Raw genomic sequence first — 21,628 nt, 5'->3', positions numbered from 1 at the left:
CATGCCCGAGCACGCCCCGATCCTCCCCGTCATCGCCGCCGAGGTGGCCGCCCTCGCCCCCGGTTTCCGCGCCCTGAGCCTCACCGTCGAGGCGGCGCCGATCGTTCGTCCGGAAATCGCCGACCGCGCCATGGAGCGCGCCTGCCAGGCGCTGGCGCGTGGCGAACCGGACTGGGCCGAGGCGCACCTGGCAGCCTGGGCCGAGGCGTTCCGCCGCTTCGGCGCCAAGCCGCAGCGCACCCCCTGCTCCGCCGAAGCCCTGCGCAAGCGTGCGCTGCGCGACGGTGGGCTGCCGAGCATCGACCCGGTGGTGGACCTGTACAACGCCATCAGCGTGCAATTCGCCATTCCGGTAGGCGGCGAGAACCTCGCCGCCTATGCCGGCACGCCGCGCCTGGTGGTCGCCGACGGCAGCGAGACCTTCGACACCCTGAAGAACGGCGAGGCGGTCGACGAATCCCCCGACCCCGGCGAGGTGGTCTGGCGCGACGACCTCGGCGTCACCTGCCGCCGCTGGAACTGGCGCCAGGGCGTGCGCACCCGCCTGGACGCCAGCGCCCGGCGCATGTGGTTCATCCTCGAGAGCCTGCCGGAAATGCCGCTGGCGGCCCTGCACGAAGCGGGCGGCCTGCTGCTCGACGAATTGCGCCTGATGATGCCCGGCATGCGCGCCGACTCGCACCTGCTGTGCGTGGCGACGGAACCCACCGACAGCGTATAAGGGCCGAGTCCCCGAGGAGAACAGAACATGTACCTGCCTTCGCATTTCGAAGAGTCCGACCCGCAGGCGCTGCACGCGCTGATCCGGGACTATCCGCTGGGCCTGCTGGTCAGCCACGGCGAAGCGGGCCTGGACGCCAACCACCTGCCGTTCGAGCTGAGCCCGGAGAAGGGCGCGCAAGGCACCCTGGAAGCCCATGTCGCGCGCAACAACCCGGTTTGGAGCGAGCTGCGCGACGGCGACGAGGTGCTGGTGGTGTTCCGCGCCGGCGATGCCTACATCTCGCCGCAGTGGTACCCGAGCAAGCAGGAGCACCACCGCCAGGTGCCGACCTGGAACTACCGGGTGGTCCACGCCCACGGCCGGGTGCGGATCCGCGACGACGAACGCTATGTGCGCGGACTGGTGGCGCGCCTGACCCGCACCCACGAGGCGACCCAGGAAACGCCCTGGAAAATGACCGACGGCCCCGCCGACTACATCGACGAGATGCTCCGGCTGATCGTCGGCATCGAAATCGAGATCACCCGCCTGGTCGGCAAGTTCAAGCTCAGCCAGAACAAGGAAGCCCGCGATATCCGCGGCGCCAGCGCAGCGCTGCTGGCGCGCGGCGAACAGGCGATCGGCGCGGCCATGGACGATTGCGCCGCCCGGCGCGACGGCTGAGGTTCAGGCCTCGCCCGGCTGCGGCCGGTGGTGGACGAACTCGACCACCGTGCCGTCCGGCAGCAGCGCATTGAAGCAGGCGCCGGTGGGCGCGCGCGCCGGCCCGAAGATGATCTGCGCGCCGGCAGCCAGCAACCGCCGGTGATAGGGCTCGATGTCGTCCACCAGCAGGGTGCCAGTGGTGCTGCGGAACGGCGCCAGCGCCTCGTCGCTGCCCTCCAGCAGGAGGAAGGCGCCGACCGCGGCGAGTGTCAGGCGTTTCTCGGGAAAGTCGAAGCGCATGTCGTGGGCGACGCCCTGCAGGTCTTCGTAGAAAGCGATGGCCGCATCGATGCTGCCCGGTTCCAGGTAGACACGGATGAACACCCGCGGCTCGGCGAAACCGGACGAGTCGTTGACGCGACGCCAGAGAAAAGGCTGGGACATGGCGCAGGACCTCCGCAGGCCAGGGCGAAAGGTCCGTTCTAGCATGCCGGCCGCGTCCGGCGAAACGCCCTCATTTCGTCGAGCGGACGTTGCCGTAGCGCACTTCTTTCGACGGTGGGTAGCCGTAGAAGGCGGTGTAGCACTTGCTGAAGTGGCTGGGCGAGACGAAGCCGCAGGCGACCAGGACCTCCAGCATGGTCAGGTCGGAATGTTGCAGCAGGCGCCGGCACTCGGTGATCCGCAACTCCAGGTAGTAGCGCACCGGCGTGGTTCCGAGCTGCTGCTGGAACAATCGCTCGATCTGCCGCCGCGAGCGCCCCACGTAGTGGGCGAGCTGCTCCTGGCTGAGCGGTTCCTCGATATTCGCCGCCATCAGGTTGATCACTTCGCGCAGCGGCTCGCTCATCTTCTCGTGCAGGGCGGGGCGCACCCGCCGGTAGCGCGACTCCTCGAAGGCGAGGATATCCACCACCGCCTCCACCAGGTCGCGCCCGTGGCGCCGGGCGATCCACTCCAGCGCCAGGTTGAAGGCGCCGGTGGGGCTGGCCGCGGTCAGGCGGTCGCGGTCGACCATATAGCTGTCGCTGGTCACCTGGCTGTTGCGGGCGATCTCGGCGAGGGCGGCGCGGTGCTCGGGATGGATGCAGCAGCGGTAGCCATCCAGCAGGCCGGCGTCGCCGAGGAACCAGGCACCGTTCCACAGCCCGGCCAGGGCGACGCCGCGCGACGCCACGTCCTGCAACGCTTCCCGCAGCGCGGCGGACGAGCGCAGGGGCGTGCGCAAACCGCCGCAGACCACCAGCAGGTCGAGTCCTTGCAGCGCCGCCGAGGCGAGCGCCAGGTCCGGGCAGATCAGCAACCCGAGGTCGCTGGTCACCGGCTCGCCGCTCAGGCTGAAGTTGCTCACCGCGAAGGACTCGCTGCGGATCAGGTTGGCGGTCACCAGGGTGTCCAGCGCCTGGGTGAAGGCCGGCAGGGAAAAGTGTTCGAGCAGCAGGAAGCCCACCCGCGCCCGTGCCGAGCCCCCCTCCCCGGCCCCGGTGAACCTGAGGTTCTGCCCTTGCAGGGCGGCGCTGAAACGCCTTCTTTCCATCGATTCGTGCCTCTTGTTCTTCTTGTTCCCGGCCAGCGGGCCGCGACGCCTGCCGTCACGGCGAAAACCCCGGGCGCTCCATCATATGCGCAAGCCATGTGACTTGGCGCCTCCCTGGCGCGCCGGGGGAATGTGCTCAAATACGCCCTCGGGGGGCTGCCCCTTTCACACGCCACGGCGTCAGCGGAAACAGCGCGGACGAACGGTGCGGAGACGCCCCGAAAACCTGTAGACATATTGTCTAACAGAACCCTATAGTCATTATACAAACTGTAGACAAAGCCCATGACAAGTAGAAAGGCCTCCATGAAAGCCCAACCCGACGTCGACTCGAACAGCGCCGATGCCCCCTTCGACCGCAAGGCGGTGCTGGGCGATGCGCTGCGCCGGCGGATCCTGAGCATGGAACTGGCGCCCGGCGCGGTCGTCGACGAACTCGCCCTGTGCGACGAGTTCGGCCTCTCGCGCCCGCCGGTGCGCGAACTGCTGCGGCAGATCGCCGCCGAGGGCTACATCGAACTGGAAGCCAACCGTGCGCCGCGCGTCGCGGCCATGAGCCACGACTCGCTGCACGCCTTCTTTCTCGCCGCGCCGCTGATCTACATCGCCACCACGCAACTGGCGGCCACCCATGCCAGCGAAGCGGAGATCGAGACGCTCAAGGCGATCCAGGAAGATTTCCGCAAGGCCATCGAAGAGAAGCATGTGGAAAACCGCGTCATCCACAACGACGCCTTCCACCTGGAGATCGGCAGGATGGCCCACAACGACTACCTCATGCCGAGCCTGCGCCGCTTGCTGATCGACCATGCGCGGCTGGGCAAGATCTTCTACCGCCATCCGACCACCGACGACATGCAACGCGACCTGGAACTCGCCTGCGACCAGCACGACCAGATCGTCGATGCCATCCAGCGGCGCGATCCGGATGCGGCGGCGGACATCGTCCGTGCGCATTTCGAGCTGTCGCGCCGGCGCATGGCCGAGTACGCGGCACCGGCCGGAGTGGAGGTGGCGCTGGTCTACGAGGGTTAGCGAGCCCCCGCGCCACGGCCCCGCCCGAGAAGCGGAGGCGGTCACGCAGGGGATGGTTACCGGGTTCCAATAACAAGAGTCAGGTCCCTGCGATGACGAAAGTAACCCACCTTCCGGCCGACGACCGTTCCTGCGGCTGGTATCACCTCAGCCCGCCGCGGCGGCCGAAGCCGGCCCACTACGGCAGGAGCGCCGCCCGTTGGGTGGTGGTCGGCGCCGGCTTCACCGGCCTCGCCGCCGCGCGCCAGCTGGCGCTGCATTTTCCCGACGAGGAGATCGTCCTGGTCGAGGCCCAGGAAGTCGGCTTCGGTACCGCCGGGCGCAACGCCGGCTTCGCCATCGACCTGCCCCACGACATCGGCGCCGACGACTACATCGGCGACATAGCGACCGCCCGGATCGGCCTGAAGCTCAATCTCGCCGGCCAGTCGCTGCTCCGCGAACAGGTGCAGCGCCATGCCATCGACTGCCAGATGAAGGCCTGCGGCAAGTACCAGGCGGCCGTCGAGGCGCGCGGCGTGGCTGTGCTCGACGCCTACCGGCGCGGCCTCGATCGGCTCGGCCAGGCCTACGAGGTGATCGAGGCGGACGACCTCCCGGGACACATCGGCACCGCTTTCTATCGCAAGGCCCTGTTCACCCCCGGTACCCTGCTGGTGCAGCCCTCGGCCCTGGTCAAGGGCCTGGCCGACAGCCTGCCGGGCAACGTCAGCCTCTACGAACACACACCGATCACCGCCGTGGAATATGGCGACAGGACCCTGCTGAGCCATCCCCACGGCAGCATCCTGGCCGACCGCCTGGTCCTCGCCAACAACGCCTTCGGCATGAGCTTCGGCTTCCTCCAGGGGCGGATGCTGCCGATCTTCACCTACGCCAGCCTGACCCGGCCGCTCGATGCCGAGGAGCAGGCCCGCCTCGGCGGGTGCCCCTACTGGGGCCTGATCCCGGCCGACCCTTACGGCACCACGGTGAGGCGTACCCCGGACAACCGCCTGCTGATCCGCAACAGCTTCAGCTTCAACCCTGACGGACGCAGCGCCGGGAAGTACCTTGAGCGCTTCGCCGTACGCCATCGCGCCTCGTTCCGCCAGCGCTTCCCGATGCTCCCGGAAGTCGGCTTCGACTACACCTGGGGCGGCTCGCTGGCGCTGTCGAGGAACCACATGGGGCACTTCGGCGAGCTGGCGCCCAACGTCTATGGCGCCCTGTGCTGCAACGGCCTGGGGGTAACCCGCGGGACCGTCACCGGGAAGCTGCTGGCCGACTGGCTGGCGGGCGAACGCAACGAGCTGATCGACTTCCTGCTGCGCGCGCCCGGTCCCAGCGGCAATCCACCCGAACCACTCCTTTCCCTTGGCGTGAACCTCAACCTGAGGTGGGGGCAGTATCGAGCAGGTAGAGAAAGCTAGGCATCCCTAGGAACGCGCCCGCGGGCGCCGACTTCGATTCAGACGGCCATTGAAGACCGGAGCTGGAGAGCGTTCCAGCCTCGCGGATTCGCTCGGCCCGAATTCACCGGCAGCGGTTAGAACCAGGAGACAATAATGACAAATCCTACGACCTCGATCGAAGACGTACCCCTCAACGCCTTCCACCGGCTGTTGACCCTGCGCTCCGGCGGCGGCTCCTTCGTCGACGGCTACGTGCTGAGCATCATCGGCGTGGCGATGCTGCAGATGACCGCGGCATTGCAACTGAGCAGTTTCTGGCAGGGCATGATCGCCGCCTCGGCGCTGGTCGGCATCTTCTTCGGCGGTTTCCTCGGCGGCTGGCTGACCGACCGCCTGGGCCGCCGCAGGCTGTTCTTCGTCGGCCCCAGCCTGTTCGTCCTCGCTTCCCTGGCGCAGTACGGGGTCGACTCGGCGGCGGCGCTGTTCGTCCTGCGCTTCCTGATCGGCGTGGCGGTGGGCATCGAGTACCCGGTCGCCACCGCCTTGCTGGTGGAGTTCCTGCCGAAGAAGTATCGCGGACCGCGCCTGGCCACCCTGACCATCCTCTGGTTCGCCGGCGCCGCCTTCGCCTACCTGGTCGGCGACCTGATCCTGCGCAGCGGCGGCGAGGACGCCTGGCGCCTGGTACTGGCCAGCACCGCGGCGATCGGTGCCGTGCTGTTCCTGCTACGCATCGGCACCCCCGAGTCGCCGCGCTGGCTGCTGAGCAAGGGCCGCGACGCGGACGCAGAGCGGGTCATCCGCCAGGTCTACGGAGAAGCCTTCTCGCTGGAGAACCTGCCCGAACAGGCGCTGGAACGGAAGGTCACCATCTGGCACCTGCTCTACGCCGGCTACGGCAAGCGCATGCTCTTCGTCACCCTGTTCTGGACCTGCTCGGTGATCCCCGTGTTCGCCGTCTACGCCTTCGCGCCCAAGGTGCTGCTGGCGCTGAACCTGAAGGGCGACTGGGCCTCCTACGGTTCGGTGGCGATCACCCTGCTGTTCGTCATCGGCTGCATCATCGCCACCCGCCTGATCAACCGCATCGGCCGGCGCTGCATGCTGCTGCACAGCTTCCTCTGGTCCGGCCTGGCGCTGCTCGGGCTGGGCGTCTTCCACGCCGGCTCGGAGGCGACCATCCTCGGCCTGTTCGGTGCCTACGCGCTGTTCATCGGCGGCGCCCAGGTGCTGCAACTGGTCTACCCGAACGAACTGTTCCCCACCGAGATCCGCGCCTTCGCGGTCGGCGTCGGCACCTCGTTATCGCGCGTCGGCGCCGCGGTGGGCACCTACCTGGTGCCGCTTTCCCTGGAAACCCTGGGTACCGCCCAGACCATGTACGCCGCCGCGCTGGTGACCCTGCTCGGGCTGCTCGTGACCTGGGCCCTGGCGCCGGAAACCCGTTCGCTGAACCTGCAGCAGGCGGCTTCGCTCACCTGAACCACCCGCCGCGGCAGCGTCCGCCGGGTGCGCCGCGGCCCAGCATCCCACAGGAGGAAACCCCGTGAAATTCGAAGGTATCTATACCCCCGCCATCACCCCGCTGAGCGCCGACGGCAGCATCGACACCCAGGCCTTCGCCGAGGTCCTGGAGTTTCTCGTCGAGTCGAAGGTGCACGGCATCGTGATCGGCGGCTCCACCGGCGAGTACTACGCGCACACCGCCGAGGAACGCCTGGCCCTCGCCGCCCACGCCAGCAAAGTCATCGCCGGGCGCCTGCCGCTGGTGGTGGGAACCGGCGCGATCCGCACCGAGGACTCGCTGGCCTACGCCGAAGCCGCCCGCGCCATCGGCGCCGACGCCATCCTGGTCGGCTCGCCGCCCTACGCGCTGCCGACCTCGCGGGAGATCGCCGAGCACGTGCTGGCGGTGGATCGCGCCGCCGGCCTGCCGATCATGCTCTACAACTATCCGGCGCGGATGGGCGTGGAGATGGACGAGGCGTTCTTCGCCGCCGTCGCCGGCTGCCGCAACATCGTCGCGATCAAGGAAAGCTCCGGCTCCACCGCGCAATTGCACCGCCTGGCCTGCCGCCACCCGCGGATCGCCTTGTCCTGCGGCTGGGACGACCAGGCCCTGGAGTTCTTCGCCTGGGGCGCGCGCAGTTGGGTCTGCGCCGGCTCCAACTTCATCCCTGGCGAACACCTCGCCCTGTACCAGGCCTGCGTGGTCGAGAACGACTTCGCCAAGGGCCGGCGCATCATGGCGGCGATGATGCCGCTGATGGACTTTCTCGAAAGCGGTCACTTCGTCCAGTCGATCAAGCACGGCTGCGAGCTGGCCGGCCTGCGCACCGGCGGCGTACGTGCGCCGCTGAAGGCGCTGGACGAGGCCGGCAAGGCGGCACTGGCGGAGATCGTCGCCAGGCTCAAGGGCGAGGTCGCGCGGATCGTCGAGGGTGGCCGCCATGACTGAGCTGCTGAGCCGGGAGGAATACGCGGCCATCGCCGCGACGCTGGACCTTCCCCAGCGCGCCTTCATCGACGGAGGGTTCCGCGATGCCTGCGGCGGCCGCACCTTCGCCTCGACCAACCCGGCCACCGGCGAGCTGCTGGCGCAGGTCGCCGCCTGCGACGCGGAGGACGTCGGGCACGCCGTGGCCAGCGCGCGGCGGGCGTTCGAGGACGGCCGCTGGCGCTCGCGCACGCCCGCCGAGCGCAAGGCGGCGCTGCTGCGCCTGGCCGAGCTGCTGGAAGAGCACCTGCTGGAACTGGCGGTGATGGAGAGCCTCGACAGCGGCAAGCCGATCCGCGAATGCCAGCACACCGACCTGCCGGAAACCATCAATACCCTGCGCTGGCATGCCGAACTGATCGACAAGATCTACGACAGCACCGCCCCGGTCGGTTCGGCGGCGCTGGCCATGGTGGTGCGCGAGCCGATCGGCGTGGTCGGCCTGGTGCTGCCGTGGAACTTCCCGCTGCTGATGCTCGCCTGGAAGATCGGCCCGGCGCTGGCGGCAGGCTGCTCCGTAGTGGTCAAGCCGGCCCCCGAGACCAGCCTGACCGCCCTGCGCGTCGCCGAACTGGCCAGCCAGGCGGGGATCCCCGCCGGGGTGTTCAACGTGGTCCCCGGCGGCGGCCGCGAGGCCGGCGAACCGCTGGGCCGCCACCCGGACGTGGCGATGGTCAGCTTCACCGGCTCCACCGCGACCGGCCGCCTGTTCCTCAAGTACGCCGCCGAGTCCAACCTCAAGCGGGTGGTACTGGAGTGCGGCGGCAAGAACCCGGCGGTGGTGATGAACGATGTCGAGGACCTCGACCTGGTGGCGCAACACGTGGTCAACGGCGCGTTCTGGAACATGGGCGAGAACTGCTCGGCGTCCTCGCGGCTGATCGTCCACGCCGAGGTCCGCGAGGCGCTGCTCGAACGCATCGGCGCGCAGCTCCGCGAGTGGCGCATGGGCGACCCGCTGGATCCGCGTAATCGCCTCGGCGCGCTGGTCAGCCCGGCGCACTTCGAGAAGGTCCGCGCGTACCTCGACCAGGCCAGGACGGAGCGGTTGGCGGTGCGCTTCGGCGGCGCCACCGAGGCTGGCATCTTCGTCGAGCCGACCGTGGTCGATGGCGTCTCGCCGCACAGCCGGCTGTTCCGCGAGGAAATCTTCGGCCCGCTGCTCTCGGTCACCTCTTTCGACGACATCGACGAAGCCATCGCCCTGGCCAACGACACCGTCTACGGCCTCGCCGCCTCGGCCTACACCGGCAGCCTGCGCCACGCACTGCGCCTGTCGCGGGAGATCCGCGCGGGGATCGTCACCGTCAACTGCTTCGGCGAGGGCGACGCCTCGACGCCCTTCGGCGGCTACAAGGAGTCAGGCTTCGGCGGTCGCGACAAGTCGGTCTGGGCACACGACCAGTACACAGAGTTGAAGACCATCTGGATCGACGCTTCCTGAAGCTGTCCGGCCCGCAAGGGCCGGCACTCCCGCCTGGCGGCGAGACCGGACAACCGGGCCGGACAGGCGACCAAGTGCAGACAACACCCATTCTGCATAACGTTCCGTCGCTATGCTGCTGCCTCCACCCTTCCCTTTTCCGCCAGGAACGACACGGAGACTCATCCATGACGGACAACCATATCGATGTACTGATCAACGGCTGCGGCATCGGCGGGGCGATGCTCGCCTACCTGCTCGGCCGCCAGGGCCACCGCGTAGTGGTAGTGGAGCAGGCACGGCGCGAACGCGCGATCAACGGCGCCGACCTGCTCAAGCCGGCCGGCATCCGGGTGGTCGAGGCGGCCGGGTTGTTGGCCGAGGTGACCCGTCGCGGTGGGCGGGTCCGCCATGAGCTGGAGGTCTATCACGACGGCGAGCTGCTTCGCTATTTCAACTATTCCAGCGTCGACGCGCGCGGCTATTTCATCCTCATGCCCTGCGAGTCGCTGCGCCGCCTGGTACTGGAAAAAATCGACGGCGAAGCGACCGTCGAGATGCTGTTCGAGACCCGCATCGAAGCGGTGCAGCGCGACGAGCGCCACGCGATCGACCAGGTGCGCCTGAACGACGGCCGCGTGCTGCGTCCGCGGGTGGTGGTGGGAGCCGACGGTATCGCCTCCTACGTGCGCCGCCGGCTGCTCGATATCGATGTGGAACGCCGCCCCTACCCGTCGCCGATGCTGGTCGGCACCTTCGCCCTGGCGCCCTGCGTGGCCGAGCGCAACCGCCTGTACGTGGACTCGCAGGGCGGGCTGGCCTACTTCTATCCGATCGGTTTCGACCGCGCGCGACTGGTGGTGAGCTTCCCCAGGGAGGAGGCGCGCGAGCTGATGGCCGACACCCGCGGCGAGTCGCTGCGCCGGCGCTTGCAACGCTTCGTCGGCGACGAGAGCGCCGAGGCGATCGCCGCCGTCACCGGCACTTCGCGCTTCAAGGGCATCCCCATCGGCTACCTGAACCTGGACCGCTACTGGGCGGACAACGTGGCGATGCTCGGCGACGCCATCCACAACGTGCATCCGATCACCGGCCAGGGCATGAACCTGGCCATCGAGGACGCCAGCGCCCTGGCCGACGCCCTCGACCTGGCCTTGCGCGACGCCTGCGCGCTGGAGGATGCCCTGGCCGGCTACCAGGCCGAGCGCTTCCCGGTGAACCAGGCGATCGTCTCCTATGGCCATGCGCTGGCCACCAGCCTGGAGGATCGCCAGCGCTTCGCCGGGGTCTTCGACACCGCCCTGCAGGGCAGCAGCCGTGCGCCGGAAGCCCTGGGCGGCGAGCGCTCCTACCAGCCGGTGCGGTCGCCGGCGCCGCTCGGCTGAACCCGCCAGCGCGGCCGGAGCGTAGCGTCCGGCCGCGCGCCTAGAGCAGGTCGCGGCGCAACTGCGGGAATACCTTGGCCACCTTGTTCAGCAGGTAGTCGCCGTACTCGCCGTGGAAAGCGTGGACGTTGGCCTGGTCCCAGCGACGGGCGCTGTCATCCTGTTCCGGCACCTCGGGCAGCCCTTCGATGGGCTGCACGCGGGCATGGAAGTTCGGATCGAAGAACAGCGGGAACGACAGGCGGTCGCGCCCCGAAGTGTTGCGTGCCACCCGGTGCGGCGTGCTGCGGTAGAGGCCGCCGGTCATGCGTTCGAGCATGTCTCCGAGGTTGCAGACGAACGAGCCCGGTATCGGCGGAGCCTCCAGCCAACCCTGTGGGGTGCGCACCTGCAGGCCGCCGATGGCGTCCTGGTGGAGCAGCGTGAGCAGGCCGTAGTCGGTGTGTTCGCCGACGCCCCACTGCACGTCGAGGCCCTCCGGCACTGGCTGGCTCGGGTAATTGAACAGGCGGAAGAGGATCAGCGGATCGCCGGTATAGCGCGCGGCGAAGTAGTCGGCTTCCAGTCCCAGACCGAGGGCGATGCCCTCCATCAGCCGGTGGCCGACGCGGGTGGTTGCGTCCAGGTACTCCAGCAGCGTCTCGCGCAGGCCGGGCACCTCGGGGAACAGGTTGGCGCCATGCAGCGGCGTCCCGGCGCGCACTTCGGGATGCTCAGCGTCCAGTTCGCTGCCCAGGTACAAGCCTTCCTTCCAGTCCGGGCGGTTGGAGGTCAGTTCGCCGCCAAGAGGGAAATAGCCGCGCCAGGCGCGCCCGCCAAGCTCCATGCGCCAGCGCAGCTTGCTCGTCTCGTCGAGGGCGAAGAACTGCCGCGCCAGGCGCTCCAGGCGCTCGACCAGTTGCGCCTCGACGCCGTGCCCGACCACGTAGAAGAAGCCCTGCTCGCGGCAGGCGCGGTCGATTCGCACGGCGACCGACCGTCGCGCCGCCGGGTCGCTGCCGGCAAGGGCGGCGATATCGATGATCGGCAGACTCGGAGTGCTCATGGCGTTCCTCACAGGGGTTGGGCGAAGGGGGTGCGGATGTCGGCGAGGAACTTCCGCGCACGCGGGTGCTGCGGGCGGTTGAAGAAATCGTCGGGGCTGGCGCGCTCCAGCACCCGGCCGGCGTCCATGAACAGCACGCGGTCGGCGACGTCGTGGGCGAAGCCCATCTCATGCGTTACCACCACCATGGTCATGCCGTCGCGGGCCAGGTCGCGCATCACCAGCAGCACCTCGCCGACCATCTCCGGGTCGAGGGCGCTGGTCGGTTCGTCGAACAGCATCAGCGGCGGCTCCATCGCCAGCGCGCGGGCGATCGCCACGCGCTGCTGCTGGCCGCCGGAAAGCCGCGCGGGGAACGCCGCCGCTTTGTCCGCCAGGCCGACCCGCTCCAGCAGCGCCATGGCCTGGCGGCGTGCCTCCGCGGGTTTCAGGCCGCGCAAACGGAGCGGCGCCAGGGTGCAGTTGTCCAGCACGTTCAGGTGCGGGAACAGATTGAACTGCTGGAACACGAAGCCGATGTGCGAGCGGAAGCGATTGAGGTCCAGGCCGGGAGCGTGGATGTCCTGGCCATCGATCAGGATGCGCCCGCCCTGGATCGGTTCCAGGCGGTTCAGGGTACGGATCAGGGTGGATTTTCCGGAGCCCGAGGGTCCGCAGACCACCACCACCTCACCGCGGCCGACCTGTTCGTCGACATCCGCCAGGGCGTGGTAGGCGCCGTACCATTTGTTGACCTTTTCCAGCCGGATCATCGGGCCTCCTTGGGATTGCCACGCTGCGCCTGGCGGCGTTCGAGCCAGAAGGCGAAACGCGACAGTCCGAAGCACAGGATGAAATAGGTGAGGCCGAGGATCAGGTAGACCTGGGTCGGCAGGGTGAATACCTGGGTATTGATCTGCGAGGCGATGAAGCTGACTTCGGCCAGGCCGATGATGTAGCCCAGGGAGGTCTCCTTGATCGTCGAGACGAATTGGTTGACCAACGACGGCAGCATGTTGCGCAGCGCCTGCGGGAGGATCACCAGGCGCATGCTCGCCAGGTAGCCCAGGCCGAGCGAACGCGCCGCCTCGAACTGGCCACGGTCGAGGCCCTGGATGCCGGCGCGGACGATCTCGGCCAGGTACACCGCGTCGAACAGCACAAGCGCCAGCAGCATGGTGGTGAACTGGTCGGTGCGCTGGCCGGTGAGGGTCGGCAGGAAGAAATAGGCCCAGAAGATCACCATCAGCAACGGCACCCCGCGCACCACGAAGACCAGCGCGGTGATCGGCCAGCGCAGCCAGCGCCAGGGGCTGACCCGCGCCAGGCCGAGCAGGATGCCCAGTGGCAGCGCCAGCAGCAGCGCCAGCGAGGCCAGGACCAGGGTCAGGGCCAGCCCGCCCAGCGGCCCGTTGGGGTACTGGCCGACGAGGAAGTACAGCCAGTAGCTATCGATCAGTTCCAGGGTGGTCATCGCCGTTCGACTCCCGGATAGCGCTGCTGGTACCAGGCGGCAGCGCCGGTGATCAGCAGCGATACGCTGAGATAGGCCGCGGTGGCGAAGGCAAAGGACTCGAAGCTGCGGAAGGTCGAACTCTCCACCTGGCCGGCCTGGTACATCAGCTCGGCGACGCCGATCACCGTGGCGATGCTGGTGTTCTTCCACAGGTTGAGGGTTTGCGAGATCAGCGGCGGTACGGTGATCCGCAAGGCCTGCGGGAGGATCACCAGGCGCATGCTCGCCAGGTAGCCGAAGCCCAGCGCGCGGGCGGCCTCCAGTTGCACCGTGGGCACCGCGCGGATGCCGCTGCGCATGTCCTCGCTCATGAACGCGGCGGTGTACAGGGTCAGCGCGACGATAGCGCTGGCGGCCTCGATGTTGCCGGCGTAGAGCCAGGCCTTGAGGTCCTCGGGTAGCCATTCCGGCGCGGCGAAGTACCAGAACAGCATGTGCGCCAGCAGCGGTACGTTGCGGATGCTCTCGACATAGGCGAAACCGAGCCATTGCAGGGCGCGGAACGGCGCCAGGCGCAGCAGCGCCACCAGCATCGCCAGCGGCACGGCGAAGACCAGGGTGACGGCGGCCAGCTTCAGCGACAGCAGCAGGCCGGCGACCAGCATCTCATGGTACCGGCCGCGCAGCAGCAGGGAGAAATCGAACTCGAACATGGGAAAGGCGCACGCTGTCCGCGAGGACTCACAGGGGACGGGCGGCGACGCGCATGGTCGCCGTCACGCAGAGACGTCAGGCGCTCACTCGGGGATCCGGTCGGAATCGATCTTGAAGTGGCGCTCGCTGAGGTTGGACTTGGTGCCCGGCCCGTACCACTTGAGGTACAGCTGCTCCGCCGCGCCGCTGCGCTCCAGACCGGCGAGGGTCGAGTCGACCAGTTGCTTGAGTTGCGGATTGCCCTTGCGGAAGGCGATGGCCAGGGCCTCGGTACTCAGGTTCTCCGGCAGGATGGCGTAGCCGCCGGCCGCCGCGCCGAGCTTGCCGAAATCGTTGACCAGTGCCGACTCGTCGTCGACGAAGGCCTGACCCTTGCCCTGCTGCAACGCCAGCAGCGCCTGCTGGCTGGTCTCGAAGGTGACCACCTGGGCGTTGGGCAGCGCCTTGCGGATGTTCGGCTCCTGGGTGCCGCCCTTGACCGTCAGCACCTTCTTGCCGTCGAGGTCATGCAGCGAGGCGAAGCCGGCGTTCTTCTTCACCAGGGCCTTCTGCCCGGTGACGATGATCGAATAGGAGAAATCCACCAGCGCCTCGCGCTCCTTGTTGTGGGTCAGCGAGGCGGCGAGCAGGTCCACGTGGCCCTGCTGCAACTCCGGGATACGCGCCGCCACGGAAATCTGCTTGAACACCGGCTTGACCCCGATGGCCTTGGCGATCTCGGTACCAAGATCGACCTCGTAGCCGATGATCTGACGGGTCTTCGGGTCGATGAAGCTGTTCGGCTCGTCGGTGCCAAGGGTGCCTATGACGATCTCGCCCTTTTTGCGGATGTCGGCCAGGTCGTCGGCATGGGCAGCGCTGCCGATCAGGGTGAACACAGCCGCCACGGCTGCGCCAAGCAGGCGAATCTTCATGATGGGTATCTCGCGGAGGAATGGGGTTCGACGTCGGGCGCCGGGTGGGCCGCAGTCTATTAATAACCAAACATCCGGTGAAATATGGTTTTCATATAACCATATGAGATATAAAACTATGCCACTTCCCGCCCCGCGCCAGGGCCCGCGCGCGCTCAGGTGCCCTCGCGCAAGCGCAGCGGGTCCACCAGCCCGGCGGCGATGGCCATGCCCACCAGCTCCGGCAGGGTCTGGGCCTGCATGCGCTTCATCACCCGCGCGCGGTAGAGGTCGACGGTCTTCACGCTGACTTCCAGTTGCTCGGCCACCTCGCGGCTGGTATAGCCGCGCACCAGCGGCAAGAGCACGTCGCGCTCGCGCGGGGTGAGGCTGTCCAGGCGTTCGCGCAACCCGGCGTCGAGATCGTGGTGCCGGCGCCGACGGGCGTGGCGATCGAGGGCCTGCTGCACGCTGTCGAGCAGCAATTGTTCGTTGTAGGGTTTCTCGATGAAATCCACCGCACCGGCCTTGAAGGCGCGCACCACGATGGGCACGTCGGCATGGCCGCTGACGAAGATCACCGGCAGGTCGATGCCGCGCGCCAGCAGTTCGTCCTGCACGTTCAGCCCGCCCATGCCGGGCATCCGCACGTCGAGCAGGACGCAGGCATGGCGGCCGCCCTCGCAGGCATCGAGGAAGTCCAGGCCCTGGGTGAAGGGCCGTGCCTTGAGGCCGACCGATTCCAGCAGCCAGACCGTCGATTCGAGCATGCCCTGGTCGTCGTCGACCACGTAGACCAGCGCTTCGTCAGGCATAGCCATCGTTAACCTCCCGTGGCGCCGGCGGCGAGCGGCAGCCGGCAGTTCATGAGCAACCCGCCATCCGCCGGCAGCTCGGCTTCGAGGGTGCCGCCGAAGCCCTCGACGATGCTGCGGCTCATCGACAGGCCCAGGCCCAGCCCTTCCGGCTTGCTGGTGTGGAACGGCGTGAAAATGTGTTCCAGCTGATCCGCCGGCACTCCCGGTCCCTGGTCGCGAACCCACAGGCAGAGCAGCCCGCCGGGCTCGACGCGGCTACCGATGACGACCCGCGACGGCGAGCCGGGATGCGCCTCGCGGTTGGCTTCGATGGCGTTGCGCAGCAGATTGAGGAACACCTGTTCGAGCAGCACGCGGTCGGCATACAGCGGCGGCGGATTGTCGGTCATCGCCTCTTCCACCGCCACTTGCCAGTGCCCGGCTTCCCACGCGCAGAGGCCGATGGCCTCGCGTGCCACCTGGTTGAGGTCGAGCGCCTGCAGGCGCCGCTGGCCCTTGCGCAGGAAGGCGCGCAGGCGCTTGATCACCTCCGCCGCGTGGCCGGCGTGCTCGCCGATCCGCGCCAGCCCCTCGGCCACCCGCCCGGCGGCCTCGGGCTGGCTGCCGAGGACGGCCAGGTAACGCTGGCTGGCGCTGGCGTAGTTCATCACCGCCGCCAGCGGCTGGTTGATCTCGTGGGCGATGCCCGAGGCCAGTTCGCCGAGAGTGACCAGCCGCGCAGTGTGCGCCAGTTCGTCCTGGTGACGGCGCTGCTGGGCCTCGCGCAGTTCGCGTTCGGTCATGTCGCGGGCCACCAGCGAGTAATAGCGCTCCTCGCCGCGGCCGCGATGGGCCAGCAACACCAGCGAGACTGGCAGCGACGGACGCCCGTCCTGCGGTTGCAGGCGCCCCTCGCGGCTCCAAACGCCGCCATCGCGCGCCTGTCGCCAACCCTCTTCGGCCAGCCGCGCCGGAGTGTCGCCGGCCAGCAGGCGTTCCAGCGCCGGCGCCTCCTGCCCGTCGGCGATGCCGAGGGCGGCACGTGCCGAAGGATTGAGGTAGGTGACGCGGCCGCCATGCTCGACGAACAGCACCAGGTCGGTGTTCGCCTCGACCACTTCGGCCAGGCGCCGGCGGTTCTCCTCCGCCTCGACCCGCCGGGTGACATCGCGGGACACGCTGACCACCTCCACCACCGCCCCGGTGTAGGTCTCGCGGATCGCCCGGCTGGCGGTCTCGAACCAGCGGTAGCGGCCGTCGCGGTGGCGGATACGGTAGGTGATGGTCAGGTAGCCGTCCTGCTCCAGCGCTTCGCGCGCGCGCAGCGCCACCTGGCCGCGGTCCTGGGGGTGGAACAACGCCTGCGCCGGACGCCCGCGCAGTTCCTCCGGCCAGTAGCCGAGCAGGGTCCAGGAGGCCGGCGAGGCGTCGAGGAAAATGCCGTCGAGGGTATGCCGGGAAATCAGGTCGGTGGTGTTCTCGGTGATCAGCCGGTACAGCCGGCTGGCCCGCGCCGCCTCGCGCTCGCCGCGCAGGCTGGCGGTTGCGTCGCGGCAGCGCGCCAGCACCCGGGCCTCGGCGCTGTCGGGAATGAACTGCCAGAGCAGGATGCGTCCGTCGCACTCCGCCTCCACCTCGCCGAGGGCCCGCGCCTGCCCCAGGCTGGCGCGCACCAGTTGCCCATGGTTGGCCGGGAGGTAAGCGCGCCAGGCCTCGCGCGGCCGCTCGCCAAGCAAGGCAAGGAAGGCCTGGTTGAATTCCACCGCCTGCGCCTCGCCGTCGAGCAGCAGCGCCGGCTGCGGGTCGGCCGCGAGGAACGGCGCAGCGCGGGTGACGCCACGGGCGGCGGCGAGCAACGGTGCGAGGAGCAGGCCGAGCCAGTCCAGCGCAGCGCTCTGCGGCGTATCGCTGGCCACCAGCAGCAGGCCTTCGTCGCCGGCCTGCAGGTCGAGGGCGAAGGCCATGCCATGCTCCACGCCGGCACGCCGCAAGCGCGCGCCGAGCCAGGACGCGGAACGCCGCAATTCGTCCAGAGCCAGCCGGCCGTCGCGCACCAGCCGCTCGCGCAACGCCAGGTCGCTGGCCCGGTTCGGCTCGCCGGCGCCCGGCGGCAGCGCCGGCGACGGCGGCACCGGGGTATAGGTCTGCGCCTGCGGCTGCCAGGCCAGGTACCAGGCCTGGCGCGTGCCCGGATGTTCGAGCAGCAAGCGGCGCAGCGCACCGACCCGCTCGACCAGCGGCGCGCCCTCGCGCAGCAGGCGCAGGAGGCTGTTGAGGGCAGGCGAAGCGGGAAGCGGACTCATGGGCGGAAGATGATCCTGGGAACTTATATGGTATTTATACTATAAGCTTATGGTTTAACTTCCATATATTTTTCATCGTTGCTATAAATCGCCCCAACCCAAGGAGCGCTTCGCCTGGTCCTTGGAAGCTGTTCACGATCTGCCGAGCCAGAGAAACCAGCCGTTTTCGACGCAGTCTCTCCGCGCGCGGCAGATCGTGACCCTTACCCAGAACAGAGCTAACAATCAGCCACGGGGTACTCTTCATGTCGATCTTCGAACAGGGTCTCGCGCCCGCCGCCGTCAACCACATCGCCCTGACGCCGCTGAGCTTCATCGAGCGCACCGCCAGCGTCTATCCGCACTACCCCGCGGTGATCCACGGCAACATCCGCCGCGACTGGGCGCAGACCTACCAACGCTGCCGACGCCTGGCCTCGGCCCTGGCCGGGCGCGGCATCGGCCAGGGCGACACGGTGGCGGTGATGCTGCCGAACATCCCCGAGATGCTCGAGGCGCACTATGGCGTGCCGATGATCGGCGCGGTGCTGAACACCCTCAACGTCCGCCTCGACGCCGAAGCCATCGCCTTCATGCTGCAACACGGCGAAGCCAAGGTGCTGATCACCGACTACGAATTCCACGAGGTGATCCATGCCGCCATCGGTATGCTCGACCACCCGCCGCTGGTGGTCGACGTCAACGACCCCGAGTATGGCGAAGGCCGCCCGGTTGGCGAACTGGACTACGAGGCGCTGCTCGCCGAGGGCGACCCGCAGTTCGCCTGGGAATGGCCCCGGGACGAGTGGCAGGCGATCTCGCTGAACTACACCTCGGGCACCACCGGCAACCCCAAGGGCGTGGTCTACCATCACCGCGGCGCCTACCTGAACGCGCTGGGCAACCAGATGACCTGGTCCATGGGCCAGCACCCGGTGTACCTCTGGACCCTGCCGATGTTCCACTGCAACGGCTGGTGCTATCCGTGGACGGTGACCGCGCTGGCCGGCGTCCACGTCTGCCTGCGGCGGGTCGATCCGCAAAAGGTCCTCACCCTGATCCGCGAGCACCAGGTCAGCCACCTGTGCGGCGCGCCCATCGTGCTCAACGCCCTGATCAACATGCCCGACTCGGCCAAGGCCGCCATCGACCACCCGGTGCATGCCATGGTCGCCGGCGCCGCGCCACCGGCCAAGGTGATCGGCGCGGTGGAAGAGATGGGCATCCGCGTCACCCATGTCTACGGCCTCACCGAGGTCTACGGCCCGGTCACGGTCTGCGCCTGGCACGGCGAGTGGGACGACCTGCCGCTGGAGCGACGCGCCGCGATCAAGTCGCGCCAGGGCGTGCGCTACCCGACCCTCGAAGGGGTGATGGTGGCCGACCCGAAGACCCTCGAGCCGGTGCCGCGCGACGGCCAGTCCATCGGCGAGATATTCATGCGCGGCAATACCGTGATGAAGGGCTACCTGAAGAATCCCAGCGCCACCGAGGAAGCCTTCGCCGGCGGCTGGTTCCATACCGGCGACCTGGCGGTCTGCCATCCGGACGGCTACATCGAGATCCGCGACCGGCTCAAGGACATCATCATCTCCGGCGGCGAAAACATCTCCACCATCGAACTGGAGGGCGTGCTCTACCGCCACCCGGCGGTGCTGGAGGCGGCGGTGGTGGCGCGGCCCGACGAAAAGTGGGGGGAAACGCCCTGTGCGTTCATTACCCTGAAGAGCGATCATCAGGGGCTCGCCGAGAGCGAGATCGTCGCGTTCTGTCGCGAACACCTGGCCGCGTTCAAGATTCCGCGTACCGTGGTGTTCTCGGAACTGCCGAAGACCTCCACCGGCAAGATCCAGAAATACGTGCTGCGCGAGTGGGCCGCCGCCCTCTGAGCGCCGCCAGCCGAATTGCCCGTGCAGCGGCCGTGCCACGGCGGCCGTAGGCAGGATGCGCACGGGCAACCCTGTACCTGCGGCCGTCCCGCCGGCCGTTCACCGACGAGGTGTGCAATGCCTGAATACAACGCCCCGCTGCGCGACATGCGCTTCCTGCTCAACGACGTGTTCGACGCCCCCGCCCTGTGGCAGCGCCTGCCGCGACTGGCCGAGCGGATCGACGCCGACACCGCCGACGCCATCCTCGAGGAAGCGGCCAAGGTCACCGGCGGCCTGCTCGCGCCGCTCAACCGCAGTGGCGACGAAGAAGGCGCGCAGTGGCAGGACGGCGCCGTGCGCACCCCGGCCGGCTTCCGCGAGGCCTACGCGACCTACGCCGAGGGCGGCTGGGTCGGCCTCACCGGCAATCCGGCCCATGGCGGCATGGGCATGCCGAAGATGCTGGCAGTGCAGTTCGAGGAGATGATGTACGCGGCCAACGCCAGCTTCAGCCTCTATTCGACCCTTTCCGCCGGCGCCTGCCTGGCCCTCGATGCGCACGGCAGCGAGGAGCTGAAGAACAGGTACCTGCCGAACATGTACGCCGGCACCTGGGCCGGCTCCATGTGCCTGACCGAACCGCACGCCGGCACCGACCTGGGCATCATCCGCACCAAGGCCGAGCCGCAGGCCGACGGTTCATACAGGATCAGCGGGACGAAGATCTTCATCACCGGCGGCGAGCAGGACCTCACCGAGAACATCATCCACCTGGTGCTGGCCAAGCTGCCCGACGCGCCGGCCGGTTCGCGCGGCATCTCGCTGTTCCTGGTGCCGAAGTTCCTGGTCGGCGACGACGGCGCGCTCGGCGCACGCAACGCGGTGCACTGCGGCTCCATCGAGCACAAGATGGGGATCAAGGCCTCGGCCACCTGCGTGATGAACTTCGACGGCGCCAGTGGCTGGCTGGTCGGCGAAGTCAACAAGGGCCTGGCGGCGATGTTCACCATGATGAACTACGAGCGCCTGTCCATCGGCATCCAGGGCATCGGCTGCGCCGAGATGTCCTACCAGAGCGCCGTCGCCTACGCCCGCGAGCGCCTGCAAAGCCGCGCGCCGACCGGCCCGGTGGCCAGGGACAAGGCCGCCGACCCGATCATCGTGCACCCCGACGTGCGCCGCATGCTGCTCACCATGAAGGCGCTGACCGAGGGCGGCCGCGCCTTTTCCACCTATGTCGGGCAGCAGCTCGACCTGGCCAAGTACGCCGAGGACCAGGAAGAACGCAGCCAGGCCGAAGCCCTGGTGGCCCTGTTGACCCCGGTGGCCAAGGCCTTCTTCACCGATACCGGCCTGGAGAGCTGCGTGCTCGGCCAGCAGGTGTTCGGCGGCCACGGCTACATCCGCGAATGGGGTCAGGAGCAACTGGTGCGCGACGTACGCATCGCGCAGATCTACGAAGGCACCAACGGCATCCAGGCGCTCGACCTGATGGGCCGCAAGGTGGTCGCCAACGGCGGGCTGTTCCTCTCCATCTTCAGCCGCGAGGTGCGAGCCTTCGCCGCCGGCGCCAACGCCGAACTGGCGGAGTTCGTCACCCCGCTGCTGACCGCCCTGGACCTGCTGGACAACCTCACCCAGGGCATCGTCGCCCGCGCCGGCAACGACCCGCGCGAGATCGGCGCAGCCTCGGTGGAATACCTGCATCTGTTCGGCTATACCGCCTACGCCTACCTCTGGGCGCGCATGGCCGCCGCCGCGCTGCGCCAGCGCGAGGTCGACCCGTCGTTCCACGACGGCAAGCTGGCCACCGCGCGCTTCTACTTCGCCCGCATCCTGCCCCGCGTGCACTCCCTCGCCGCCGCCGTCGAAGCCGGCAGCGAAAGCCTGTACGGCCTGGAGGCGGAACAGTTCTGAAGCTTCCGTCGAGCATTGTCGCGCGGCCCGTGGG

The 21,628-nt window shown here is 68.5% G+C and carries 19 protein-coding genes; 10 read left to right on the top strand and 9 right to left on the bottom strand.

The window, feature by feature from the left end; all coding sequences use genetic code 11:
- Position 1 precedes the first annotated feature (1 nt).
- Positions 2-721 carry a B3/B4 domain-containing protein gene (locus AC1RB9_RS03880; RefSeq protein WP_003454367.1) on the top strand — a complete coding sequence of 240 codons (720 nt, stop codon included), beginning with the start codon at positions 2-4 and terminating at the stop codon, positions 719-721.
- A 27-nt stretch (positions 722-748) separates the two neighbouring features.
- Complete coding sequence (locus tag AC1RB9_RS03875) at positions 749-1,387, top strand: FMN-binding negative transcriptional regulator (RefSeq protein WP_003101360.1); 639 nt, start codon at positions 749-751, stop codon at positions 1,385-1,387.
- 3 nt (positions 1,388-1,390) lie between these two features.
- On the opposite strand, the gene AC1RB9_RS03870 is transcribed toward AC1RB9_RS03875, so the two are convergent.
- Together AC1RB9_RS03870 and AC1RB9_RS03865 are read right to left on the bottom strand one after the other, a co-directional pair.
- Positions 1,391-1,858, bottom strand: a complete 468-nt coding sequence (locus AC1RB9_RS03870) for a VOC family protein (protein ID WP_003118992.1) — start codon at positions 1,856-1,858, stop codon at positions 1,391-1,393.
- Positions 1,859-1,883: 25 nt separating this feature from the next.
- Positions 1,884-2,906, bottom strand: coding sequence for a GlxA family transcriptional regulator (locus AC1RB9_RS03865; RefSeq protein ID WP_003118991.1), 1,023 nt, complete (start codon positions 2,904-2,906; stop codon positions 1,884-1,886).
- A 306-nt stretch (positions 2,907-3,212) separates the two neighbouring features.
- Between AC1RB9_RS03865 and AC1RB9_RS03860 the strand changes: the two genes are divergently transcribed.
- From AC1RB9_RS03860 to pqsL, 6 genes are all read left to right on the top strand, one after another.
- Positions 3,213-3,941 (top strand): GntR family transcriptional regulator, encoded by a 729-nt coding sequence (locus tag AC1RB9_RS03860; protein ID WP_003101372.1) that lies wholly within the window; start codon positions 3,213-3,215, stop codon positions 3,939-3,941.
- Between the two features lie 92 nt (positions 3,942-4,033).
- On the top strand, positions 4,034-5,353 hold the full coding sequence (locus AC1RB9_RS03855; RefSeq protein ID WP_003454371.1) for an NAD(P)/FAD-dependent oxidoreductase: 1,320 nt from the start codon (positions 4,034-4,036) through the stop codon (positions 5,351-5,353).
- Between the two features lie 135 nt (positions 5,354-5,488).
- A complete protein-coding gene (locus AC1RB9_RS03850) occupies positions 5,489-6,817 on the top strand; it encodes an MFS transporter (RefSeq protein WP_003101374.1) in 1,329 nt (442 codons plus the stop codon).
- 64 nt (positions 6,818-6,881) lie between these two features.
- Positions 6,882-7,793, top strand: a complete 912-nt coding sequence (locus AC1RB9_RS03845; RefSeq protein WP_003144543.1) for a dihydrodipicolinate synthase family protein — start codon at positions 6,882-6,884, stop codon at positions 7,791-7,793.
- Positions 7,786-9,276: an aldehyde dehydrogenase gene (locus AC1RB9_RS03840; protein WP_003101377.1), complete on the top strand. Its 1,491-nt coding sequence runs from the start codon at positions 7,786-7,788 to the stop codon at positions 9,274-9,276. Before AC1RB9_RS03845 ends, AC1RB9_RS03840 begins: the two co-directional genes overlap by 8 nt.
- 167 nt (positions 9,277-9,443) lie before the next feature.
- Positions 9,444-10,640: an FAD-dependent monooxygenase PqsL gene (gene pqsL / locus AC1RB9_RS03835; protein WP_003454375.1), complete on the top strand. Its 1,197-nt coding sequence runs from the start codon at positions 9,444-9,446 to the stop codon at positions 10,638-10,640.
- 40 nt (positions 10,641-10,680) lie between these two features.
- On the opposite strand, the gene AC1RB9_RS03830 is transcribed toward pqsL, so the two are convergent.
- The 7 genes from AC1RB9_RS03830 to bfiS form a co-directional block, all read right to left on the bottom strand.
- Positions 10,681-11,685, bottom strand: a complete 1,005-nt coding sequence (locus tag AC1RB9_RS03830; protein WP_003101381.1) for an isopenicillin N synthase family dioxygenase — start codon at positions 11,683-11,685, stop codon at positions 10,681-10,683.
- Between the two features lie 8 nt (positions 11,686-11,693).
- Entirely contained in the window at positions 11,694-12,437 is a 744-nt protein-coding gene (locus AC1RB9_RS03825; RefSeq protein WP_003144541.1) for an amino acid ABC transporter ATP-binding protein, read from the bottom strand.
- Complete coding sequence (locus AC1RB9_RS03820; protein ID WP_003101386.1) at positions 12,434-13,138, bottom strand: amino acid ABC transporter permease; 705 nt, start codon at positions 13,136-13,138, stop codon at positions 12,434-12,436. Before AC1RB9_RS03820 ends, AC1RB9_RS03825 begins: the two co-directional genes overlap by 4 nt.
- Positions 13,135-13,833 carry an amino acid ABC transporter permease gene (locus tag AC1RB9_RS03815; protein ID WP_003454378.1) on the bottom strand — a complete coding sequence of 233 codons (699 nt, stop codon included), beginning with the start codon at positions 13,831-13,833 and terminating at the stop codon, positions 13,135-13,137. Before AC1RB9_RS03815 ends, AC1RB9_RS03820 begins: the two co-directional genes overlap by 4 nt.
- Positions 13,834-13,917: 84 nt before the next feature.
- Positions 13,918-14,748, bottom strand: coding sequence for an ABC transporter substrate-binding protein (locus AC1RB9_RS03810; RefSeq protein ID WP_003118170.1), 831 nt, complete (start codon positions 14,746-14,748; stop codon positions 13,918-13,920).
- 155 nt (positions 14,749-14,903) lie between these two features.
- On the bottom strand, positions 14,904-15,548 hold the full coding sequence (bfiR, locus tag AC1RB9_RS03805; RefSeq protein WP_003144536.1) for a two-component system response regulator BfiR: 645 nt from the start codon (positions 15,546-15,548) through the stop codon (positions 14,904-14,906).
- A 2-nt stretch (positions 15,549-15,550) separates the two neighbouring features.
- Positions 15,551-17,827: a two-component system sensor histidine kinase BfiS gene (gene bfiS, locus AC1RB9_RS03800; protein ID WP_003123960.1), complete on the bottom strand. Its 2,277-nt coding sequence runs from the start codon at positions 17,825-17,827 to the stop codon at positions 15,551-15,553.
- A gap of 245 nt (positions 17,828-18,072) precedes the next feature.
- Here bfiS and AC1RB9_RS03795 point away from each other — a divergent pair, with 245 nt between their 5' ends.
- Together AC1RB9_RS03795 and AC1RB9_RS03790 are read left to right on the top strand one after the other, a co-directional pair.
- The gene (locus tag AC1RB9_RS03795; RefSeq protein ID WP_003093598.1) at positions 18,073-19,695 is read left to right on the top strand and encodes an acyl-CoA synthetase; all 1,623 of its coding nucleotides are present in this window, start codon (positions 18,073-18,075) and stop codon (positions 19,693-19,695) included.
- Between the two features lie 117 nt (positions 19,696-19,812).
- On the top strand, positions 19,813-21,594 hold the full coding sequence (locus AC1RB9_RS03790) for an acyl-CoA dehydrogenase C-terminal domain-containing protein (RefSeq protein WP_003454382.1): 1,782 nt from the start codon (positions 19,813-19,815) through the stop codon (positions 21,592-21,594).
- Positions 21,595-21,628: the final 34 nt, after the last annotated feature.

Source organism: Pseudomonas sp. 20-5 (assembly GCF_056782835.1).
Note: the sequence above shows the minus strand (reverse complement) of the source record. Positions and strands in the feature narration are given on the sequence as shown.